The 8,551-nt window shown below is 61.7% G+C and carries 8 protein-coding genes; 3 read left to right on the forward strand and 5 right to left on the reverse strand.

The features are described 5' to 3' along the window. Positions 1-88: 88 nt before the first annotated feature. From cobJ to VD17_RS15340, 5 genes are all read right to left on the reverse strand, one after another. Complete coding sequence (gene cobJ / locus VD17_RS15320; protein WP_046054533.1) at positions 89-1,792, reverse strand: precorrin-3B C(17)-methyltransferase; 1,704 nt, start codon at positions 1,790-1,792, stop codon at positions 89-91. Continuing rightward, positions 1,792-2,523, reverse strand: a complete 732-nt coding sequence (locus tag VD17_RS15325) for a precorrin-2 C(20)-methyltransferase (protein WP_033053597.1) — start codon at positions 2,521-2,523, stop codon at positions 1,792-1,794. Before VD17_RS15325 ends, cobJ begins: the two co-directional genes overlap by 1 nt. After that, positions 2,523-3,149 carry a precorrin-8X methylmutase gene (locus VD17_RS15330; protein WP_046054534.1) on the reverse strand — a complete coding sequence of 209 codons (627 nt, stop codon included), beginning with the start codon at positions 3,147-3,149 and terminating at the stop codon, positions 2,523-2,525. Before VD17_RS15330 ends, VD17_RS15325 begins: the two co-directional genes overlap by 1 nt. Beyond that, on the reverse strand, positions 3,142-4,449 hold the full coding sequence (cobG, locus tag VD17_RS15335; protein ID WP_046054535.1) for a precorrin-3B synthase: 1,308 nt from the start codon (positions 4,447-4,449) through the stop codon (positions 3,142-3,144). The genes VD17_RS15330 and cobG overlap by 8 nt, the downstream gene beginning before the upstream one ends. Before the next feature lie 155 nt (positions 4,450-4,604). Then, a complete protein-coding gene (locus VD17_RS15340; RefSeq protein ID WP_046054536.1) occupies positions 4,605-5,258 on the reverse strand; it encodes a hypothetical protein in 654 nt (217 codons plus the stop codon). A gap of 247 nt (positions 5,259-5,505) precedes the next feature. Between VD17_RS15340 and VD17_RS15345 the strand changes: the two genes are divergently transcribed. From VD17_RS15345 to VD17_RS15355, 3 genes are read left to right on the forward strand one after another with little or no spacing between them, the layout of a single operon-like run. Further along, the gene (locus tag VD17_RS15345; protein ID WP_046054537.1) at positions 5,506-6,717 is read left to right on the forward strand and encodes a bifunctional cobalt-precorrin-7 (C(5))-methyltransferase/cobalt-precorrin-6B (C(15))-methyltransferase; all 1,212 of its coding nucleotides are present in this window, start codon (positions 5,506-5,508) and stop codon (positions 6,715-6,717) included. Continuing rightward, positions 6,710-7,807 (forward strand): cobalt-precorrin-5B (C(1))-methyltransferase, encoded by a 1,098-nt coding sequence (locus VD17_RS15350; RefSeq protein WP_046054538.1) that lies wholly within the window; start codon positions 6,710-6,712, stop codon positions 7,805-7,807. Before VD17_RS15345 ends, VD17_RS15350 begins: the two co-directional genes overlap by 8 nt. After that, on the forward strand, positions 7,804-8,538 hold the full coding sequence (locus VD17_RS15355) for a cobalt-precorrin-6A reductase (protein ID WP_046054539.1): 735 nt from the start codon (positions 7,804-7,806) through the stop codon (positions 8,536-8,538). Before VD17_RS15350 ends, VD17_RS15355 begins: the two co-directional genes overlap by 4 nt. Positions 8,539-8,551: the final 13 nt, after the last annotated feature.

Genomic DNA, 8,551 nt, shown 5'->3' on the forward strand with positions numbered 1-8,551 from the left:
CAAGACATCGAACTGTCGGCCGCAAGCACTACGTCTTCATTAACAACAGTCAGGTATAAAAGCGGCCTCAGGACGAGGCCGCCGACACTCACGAAGTTGGCTTGTCGCCGTACCAACGAGGCGTATACACCCACTCGCCACCCTCGGCACGCGGGAACACGCAGGTGGTGGAGGAACCGATCAGCACCATGGTGCGCATGTCGACCTGGTCGGGGGTCAACTGCCCCAGCGTGGTGACGCGCAAGGTCTGGCCCGGGCGACCAATGTCGCGACCCAATACGACCGGCGTTTCAGCGGTGCGGTGCTGCGCGACAATCTCCAGGGCCCGACCCAATTGCCATGGACGTGAACGCGAGATCGGGTTGTAGAACGCCAACGCCAGATCGGCTTCGGCGGCCAGGTCCAGGCGCTTCTCGATGATCGCCCAAGGCTTGAGGTTGTCCGACAGCGACATCACGCAGAAGTCATGCCCCAACGGCGCACCGGCCTGCGCAGCAGTCGCCAGCGAAGCGGAAACACCCGGCAGGATTTCCAGATCGACGCTGTGCCAGCTCGGCTCACTCGACTCATGCAACGCTTCAAGCACCGCCGCCGCCATGGCGAACACGCCGGGGTCACCGGACGAGACCACAATCACCGAACGACCTTGCGCCGCCAACTCGAAGGCGTGGCGGGCACGCTGCATTTCTTCGCGGTTGTCGGTGCAATGCAGCACCTGATCTTCACGGAACGGCCCGGCCATGCGCACGTAGGTTTCGTAGCCGAGTACGTCGGTGGCCCTGGCCAGTTCAGCCTTGACCGCTGGCACCATCAGTTCGGCGGCGCCCGGCCCCAGACCGATCACCGCCAAACGACCGCGTGCACGGCCGATCTGCGCAGCGTCCAGCGGCTGAGTGGCCACCGCGATGGCAATGCCGGTATCCGCTGACACGATGCTAGCGTTCGGCACGGTGTGGCGGGACAACTCGCTAACGCCGCCGCTGACCGACGCAAACCGCAGAGGCACACCCAGTTCAAGTGCCGCTTCGCGCAATGTCGTGTTGGCCATGTGCAGATCGCTGGCCAACAGGCACGCCACCGATTGCACGGCGATTTTCGCTTGATGCAGGGCCGTGCGAATCGCGCCTGGCAGCCCCGTCACCTCGCCGCTCACCGCCACCAACACATTGCGCGGGTAGATCCTCAATTCATTGGCTGCCGGTGTCCGCTCGGCATGACCGACATGGATCGACAGCTGCGCTTGAGGATCTTGCGGCAACTGCGCTTGCGCCAGCCACGGCGCAGTCCCTTCGACGCGTACGCTTTGGCCGGCGAGCAAATCCGAGACGAAGCGCTTGCCCAGTTCCAGATCGCCGAGGGCGTAACCGCTGGGTGGATTGAGCAGGCAGGTGCCGAAGCGCAATTCACCGCTGGTGGTGATCGCCGCAGCAACCTCGAGACCAGCGGCAATCTCGCGCGCCATGACGTTCACGCCACCGAGCCCCCCGAGCAGCGGCACCACGGCGCTGCCGTCTTCGGCCACGGCCAGCACCGGCGGCTCAGCGCCTTTTTCCAGCAGAAGCGAGGCCAGCGTTCGGATCACGATGCCGGCCGCACACAACGCGATAATCGGCGTGTCCTGCTGATAGAACTCACGCAAGGTGGCACCGAACTCGTGATAGACGCGGTCCGCGCCTTCCACCCGCTCGGCCAGGCCATGGATCAATGCGCCAGGGTACAACTGCGCAATCTTGCGCGCGGTCGCGAGGCTGCCATTGCCCAGAATGACAATCGCCGGAACTGGACGGGACATCAGCCTTGCCACCTTTCGCCGGGCACAATGATCAGCGAGAAGTACGGCGAGGACATCGGCTCGACCTGATCCAGCGGGACGATTTTCTGGTTGGCCATGGTCGCGCGCTCAACGTACAACGCACGTTCCGCCAGCCCGAGTTCTTCGAGCACCTGACGGACCTTGGGAAAGTTGCGCCCCAGTTTCATGATCACGGCGGCATCGGCATCGGCCAGACGCCGCTTGAGATCGTCGGCAGGTAATACGCCCGACAGCACCGACAAACTCTGATTGCGATACACCAGCGGCGCGCCCAGTACCGAGGCACCGCCGAGCATCGAACAAACGCCCGGCACAACTTCGGCTTCGTAGCGCTCGGCCAGCCGATCGTGCAGGTACATGTAGGAGCCGTAGAAGAACGGATCACCCTCGCAGATCACCGCCACGTCACGGCCAGCGTCCAGGTGCGCGGCGAGTTCTTCGCCGGCCGCATCGTAGAAATCGCTGATGACTTGTTCGTACGACAGCGGCGCCGGCAACGCTTCGGTGGTCACCGGATACACCAGCGGCAGCAGCGTTTGCGCATCCTGCAAATGCGCCTCGATGATGCCGAAGGCGTTGCCCTTTTTGCCCTTGGCGACGAAGTACGCCACCACCGGCGATTCACGCAGCAGGCGCAGGGCTTTGACTGTAATCAGCTCCGGATCACCAGGGCCGACGCCCAGGCCGATCAAACGTCCAGGTTGCTGCATCATTCGATCTCCGTAGCGAGGGCATTGACGGCGGCGGCGGCCATGGCGCTACCGCCCAGCCGGCCTTGCATGATGACGAAAGGCACGCCACGGCTGTCCGCCGCGAGCGCTGCCTTGGATTCGGCGGCGCCGACGAAGCCCACCGGGAAACCGAGAATCAGCGCCGGTTTCGGTGCGCCCGCGTCGAGCATTTCCAACAGATAAAACAGTGCGGTCGGCGCGTTGCCGATCACCACCACGCTGCCTTCCAGGTGCGGACGCCATAGCTCCAGCGCGGCGGCGGAGCGAGTATTGCCCAACTCGCGGGCAAGCTCCGGAACGCTTTCATCGCGCAGGGTGCAGATGACCTGATTGTTCGCAGGCAACCGCGTGCGGGTCACGCCTTCACTGACCATCCTCGCATCGCACAGGATCGGTGCACCGGCGGCCAGCGCATCACGTCCGGCCTTGCCTGCGCCTTCGGAAAACTGCAGGCCGTCGATGGCGTCGACCATGCCGCAAGCATGGATCACACGGACCGCAAGTTTTTCCAGATCGGCCGGAATACGCTCGAGGTTGGCCTCGGCACGAATGATCGCGAAGGAGTTGCGATAGATCTCCTGACCGTCGCGGATGTAATCAAGCATCAAGGGGGCTCCGTGAGCGGGCGTCGAGCAAGGCTGCGACCGCTTCAATAGTAAGGTTGCATGCGTGCAGCGCGCCGAAACCCGGCTGCGCTGCATCGCGAAAATAGAGGTCGTAGTGACCGGGAAAAACCGCCAGCAACGTGATGGGTGCGATGTGTGCGGCCGCGCAGGAACGTGAGCAACCGGACAGGTGCACGTTCTGTGTCTGGCCCTGGTGTTGCAACAGCGCGGCCAGTTGCCGGGCATCGCCCTTGGTGTCGGCCAGGCCTTTGCCGCAACCCGTCGAGCCGGTGCAGGCGATCAGATTCGCCAAGGCTTCGTCGGCCGAGCAACGCAGACCGAGCTGTTCAAGACGGTGGATAACTTCGCGAGCGTCGTCGACATGGACACCGGGTAACAACAGGCTTTGCCAAGGTGTGAAACGCAGGCTGCCATCGCCCTGATTGCGTGCCAATTGTGCGACGCCTCTGAGCATCGCGGGATTGAGGCGACCCAGAGGCGGCACCGCGCCGATATACACACGCTCGGCCTCGCGCTGTGGATGAACGCCGATGTGCAAGACACTCGGACTAACCTTGCGTTGCCAACCCGTGATGGGCATCAGCGGCACACGCTCGGCCAGACAAGTGAGAAACCCGTCGAGCGAGCAATCAGCGAGCAAATGCCGCATGCGTGTCTGGTCGGGACGCGCCAGGTCGAGAAACAATTCAAGCACCCCGACCACCAGCGCATGGCCCTGCTCCAGTGACACCGCGCCCGCAGGCGAATCCACGGGACACCCTGCCAGACCGAATGCAAACACCAGCTCGCCTTCTCGCTCAGTGGCGGACAACCACAGGTCGTGGGGATGCTCGAGCATCGCCAAGCCTTCGCCGCCATCCAGTTGCACGGCAAACTTGGCACTGAGGTCGTGAAAGCGCTCATGGCTTTGCAGCGTGGCGAGGATCTTTTCGGCCAGCGGTCGCGTGTCGAACAGCATCTGCTGATCGATCCCGGCGCTCGGGCTGAGCATCAGATTACGCACATCGTCGCCAGCGGCAGTGCTTGGGCCCAACCCGGCCGCCATCAGGCCATCGATCAAGGCGCCCTGTTCACTGCCGATCCCGCGAATTTGCAGATTGGCGCGGTTGGTCGCCTCGATCACCCCGTCGGCAAACCGTTCGGCGGCATCGGCCACTGCATCGGCCTGATCTGCCATGATCGAACCACCATTAAGCTTGATCCGGCAGATCCCACCGTCCAGCGCCTGGACGATACGCAGCAACCCCGGACAGGCCGAGGGGCGTAAAGCGTTGGACATCGGGCGTTCGTTCAATGAGTGACCGGCTGACTGGATGCATGTGAAAGGCGAAGGGCCGCCATTATGCCTGCTTTGCCCGAGCGCATGAAAAGTCTGCCGGTCGGAAACGCTGCCAACGTATCGATCAAGCAAAAGAATGCTTCGGCCTGCGTGGATTAGAGCTCGTACTCGCTGAACTCGAGCGCAAGGGCTCGCGTGGCATCTTCCACGCGTTGTCGAATGGCGTCCATGTCTCGACGCTTGATCTCCAACCGCCGAATCCGGATATCCAATTGGGACAGACTCTGGTCTATCGTCCAGAACAGATAGGGTGTAGTGATGCCCAACTTGATCAACCTGACATGACTGACCACCATTTCCAGATCTCCGTTGGGTTTATAACTGAACGGTACGATGTTGAATCCGGCTATTTTTCCACTTAAACCCGCAATCTTCGCCAGCAACCTGGCGTCACTCTCCAGCTTTCCAAGTACTGCTCCCACCTGCGCTATTTGAGCGCTCGTAAGGTAGGGACGTGCCACGTTCAACCAAGCCTGTTTCAAACTGCCCGAAAACTGCGGCATGATGTACTCGACAGGCTCGGCAAGTTTCCATTCCATTGACCAAAATATACCGGCGTAATGATCGAACCAAGGCCCCGGCTGCGTCTCGCTCTTTGCGACTTTATCCGCGCCATTCTGGGCCAGATAGATGCAATTTTTGACAAAACTATTGTCGGCGATAGTCTGGCCGGCAATGCCGACCAGCAGCACATTATTCATCATCAGCGCATCATGCTCGATGACACTTTCAGCTAACACGTTATCCATATAAGTTTCTTTCATCCTTGATAGTGTCGCGACCAACATCAACGACAGGCCAAATATTTAATACATATAAGATTGCGTAACCAGAACAAAAACCAAACTACCAAAACCATCATTACAGCAGACAATTTTTCGTCGACATTAAGTGTCTGCAACCCGAAGTACCTTTTCCCGGCCATAGACCTGCGTCAGATGACAGAAGCCGCGTTATCATGTCGCCTTGACGTTGAACATTGGATTAAGGAACAACATGGCCTCCTGGCTGACAGTAGTGGGAATCGGTGAAGACGGCTTCAAGGGCTTGGGCAAAAACGCCCGGCACGCTCTGTTGCGCGCTTCGCGGATCATTGGCGGTCAGCGGCAACTGGATTTGCTGCCGGTGTGCATCCGTGGCGAGCGGCAATTGTGGCCCAGCCCTTTCTCCCTTGAACCGGTTTTAGCGCTGCGCGGCGAACCGGTCTGCGTACTGGCCAGCGGCGATCCGATGTTCTTTGGCGTGGGCGCAAGCCTTGCCCGGAAACTGCCCAACGATGAAATGCTGATATTGCCAGCGCCCTCTTCTTGTTCATTGGCGGCGGCGCGAATGGGCTGGCCGTTGCAGGATGTGGTGACACTTTCGGTGGTTGCCCGTCCCATCGCCGCACTCAATGCGCAGTTGTTCAGCGGTGTTCGCTTGCTGGTGTTGAGCAACGACGGTCAGAGCCCGGCCGCGATCGCTGCGTTGCTATGTGAACGCGGTTTCGGGGCGAGTCGCCTCACCGTGCTGGAACATCTGGGCGGTGCAGCCGAACGACGCATCGAGGGTGTCGCCAATGACTGGAACGATCCTGTGATCGCCGATCTGAACCTGATCGCCATCGAGTGCATCGCCGAACCCAACACGCCGCGCCTGTCGCGACTGGCCGGCCTGCCGGACTCAGCCTTCAAGCACGACGGCCAATTGACCAAGCGCGACGTGCGCGCAATCACCCTCGCCCGCCTCGCTCCAATTCCCGGTGAACTCTTGTGGGACGTCGGCGCCGGCAGCGGCTCGATCGGCATCGAATGGATGCGCGCCCACCCCAGTTGCCGGGCGCTGGCCATCGAGGCGGATGAAGGGCGGCAGCTGTTGATCGAACACAACCGAGAGGCCCTCGGTGTTCCCGGCCTGCAGCTGATTCGCGGCAGTGCACCGCTGGCCTTGGCCGGGCTCGAGGATCCAGACGCCATTTTCATCGGTGGCGGGGTCACCCGCGAGGGCGTGCTCAACACGTGCTGGGCCGCACTCAAACCCGGCGGCCGACTGATCGCCAACGCCGTCACGCTACAAAGTGAAATGACCTTGATGGCCTGGCGCGAGCAGCACGGCGGCGAGCTGACGCGCATTCATATCGCCCAAGCGCAACCGCTGGGGGACTTTGATACGTGGCGTCAGGCGTTGCCGATTACCTTGCTGGAAGTGACGAAGCCTTTCGATGCGTGACGAAACCGCCGAACAACCCGCACCGCTGCGCAGCGGTTTGACCACGGGCAGCTGTGCCACCGCGACCAGTCTGGCGGCTGCACGATTGTTATTGGGCGGGCTGAGTGCTGACGCTGTGGAGATCGTTTTGCCCAAGGGCAAGCAGGTGCAGATGCGGCTGGAGTTCTGTCGTCTGATCGACAACGGCGCCGAAGCAGGGACGATCAAGGACGCGGGCGATGACCCCGACGTGACCCATGGCGCGCTGCTCTATTCCCAAGTGCGACTGAGTAGCGAGCCGGGTATCCGCTTCAATGCCGGTCGCGGCGTCGGCACGGTGACCCGGCCGGGGCTGGTGCTGGGCGTCGGTGAACCCGCGATCAACCCGGTGCCGCGCAAGATGATCACCGACCACTTGACCCTGCTGGCCGAGGAACTCGATTACCACGGCGGTTTCGAGGTCACGGTGAACGTCGAGGACGGTGAAGCACTGGCCTTGAAAACCATGAACCCGCGCCTGGGGATTCTCGGCGGGCTGTCGATTCTCGGCACCAGCGGCATCGTCCGGCCGTTTTCCTGCGCGGCCTACATTGCCTCGATCCATCAGGGCATCGACGTCGCCAAAACCAACGGTTACCTGCACATCGCCGCGTGCACCGGCAACGCCAGCGAAGACACCATGCGCCGGGTCTATGATCTGCCGGAAATCGCCCTGATCGAAATGGGCGACTTCGTCGGCGCCGTGCTCAAACATCTGCGCAAAGTGCCTGTGGATAAACTCAGCCTCTGCGGTGGTTTCGGCAAGATCAGCAAACTGGCAGCCGGGCACATGGATTTGCACAGCCGACATTCGAGCATCGACCTGCCGCAACTGGCCGAGTGGGCGGCGGCGATTGGTGCCGATGAGGCGTTGCAGCAAGGGATTCGCGAAGCCAACACCAGCCAGCAAGCCTTGGCAATGGCCAGCGCTGCCGGGATCGCCCTGGGTGATGCGGTGTGTCAGCACGCCCTGGACTTTGCTCGCAGCGTGGTGCCGGCGCAGGTTCAGGTTGAAGTATTTGCCATCGATCGCCAGGGTGGGATTGTCGGCCATGCGGGAGCTTTTCAATGAAGCGCGTGTTGTTGCTCGGTGGCGTGACAGAAGCCTTGGCCATCGCCCGGACCCTCGGGCCAGAACACATCTATAGCCTGGCCGGCGTCGGGCGTGTGCCGACGGATCTGACCTGCCAGGTTCGCGTTGGCGGTTACGGCGGTGCCGAAGGGCTTGCGCAGTTCATTCGGGATGAAGGGATCGACCTGCTACTGGACGCCACCCACCCCTACGCCGCACAAATCAGCCAGAACGCCGCCACTGCCGCGCAATTGAGCGGCATTGCATGCTGGGCGCTGAGGCGTCCGGCCTGGCAGCCACAGCCCGACGACGACTGGCGAGACGTCAGCGATTGGGCCGAGTTGATCGAAGCGCTGAAACCGTTTCGGCGACCGCTGTTCACCCTCGGCCGCGAACCCTTGCAGCATCTGCATGAAATACCGCCAGAGCAATTCTGGACCTTGCGCGCCCTGGACGTTTACCCCGGCAACGAACGTTGCGAAGTCATCGGCGCGCGTGGGCCGTTTCTGATCGAGGATGAACGTGCGCTGTTTGAACGTCGGCAGATAGATGTACTGATCAGCAAGAACAGCGGCAGCACCGCGACCGAACCGAAACTGGAAGTGGCACGGGAGCGTGGGGTGCCGGTAATTGTTTTGCAGCGGCCAGTGTTGCCGGGGGTTGATCGGGAGTTTGGGTCGGTAACAGACGTATTGGCAGCCCTGACAGCCGAACCAGTACAAAACCTGTAATTGGATGGACTCG

Origin of the sequence: Pseudomonas fluorescens, from assembly GCF_000968015.1 — a bacterium.
Classification (GTDB): Bacteria; Pseudomonadota; Gammaproteobacteria; order Pseudomonadales; family Pseudomonadaceae; genus Aquipseudomonas; species Aquipseudomonas fluorescens_W.

Coding starts and splice junctions, on each gene's coding strand:
- cobJ (WP_046054533.1), bottom strand. CDS start 1,792: ATGTCCCGTCCAGTTCCGGCGATTGTCATTCTGGGCAATGGCAGCCTC.
- VD17_RS15325 (WP_033053597.1), bottom strand. CDS start 2,523: ATGCAGCAACCTGGACGTTTGATCGGCCTGGGCGTCGGCCCTGGTGAT.
- VD17_RS15330 (WP_046054534.1), bottom strand. CDS start 3,149: ATGCTTGATTACATCCGCGACGGTCAGGAGATCTATCGCAACTCCTTC.
- cobG (WP_046054535.1), bottom strand. CDS start 4,449: ATGTCCAACGCTTTACGCCCCTCGGCCTGTCCGGGGTTGCTGCGTATC.
- VD17_RS15340 (WP_046054536.1), bottom strand. CDS start 5,258: ATGGATAACGTGTTAGCTGAAAGTGTCATCGAGCATGATGCGCTGATG.
- VD17_RS15345 (WP_046054537.1), top strand. CDS start 5,506: ATGGCCTCCTGGCTGACAGTAGTGGGAATCGGTGAAGACGGCTTCAAG.
- VD17_RS15350 (WP_046054538.1), top strand. CDS start 6,710: ATGCGTGACGAAACCGCCGAACAACCCGCACCGCTGCGCAGCGGTTTG.
- VD17_RS15355 (WP_046054539.1), top strand. CDS start 7,804: ATGAAGCGCGTGTTGTTGCTCGGTGGCGTGACAGAAGCCTTGGCCATC.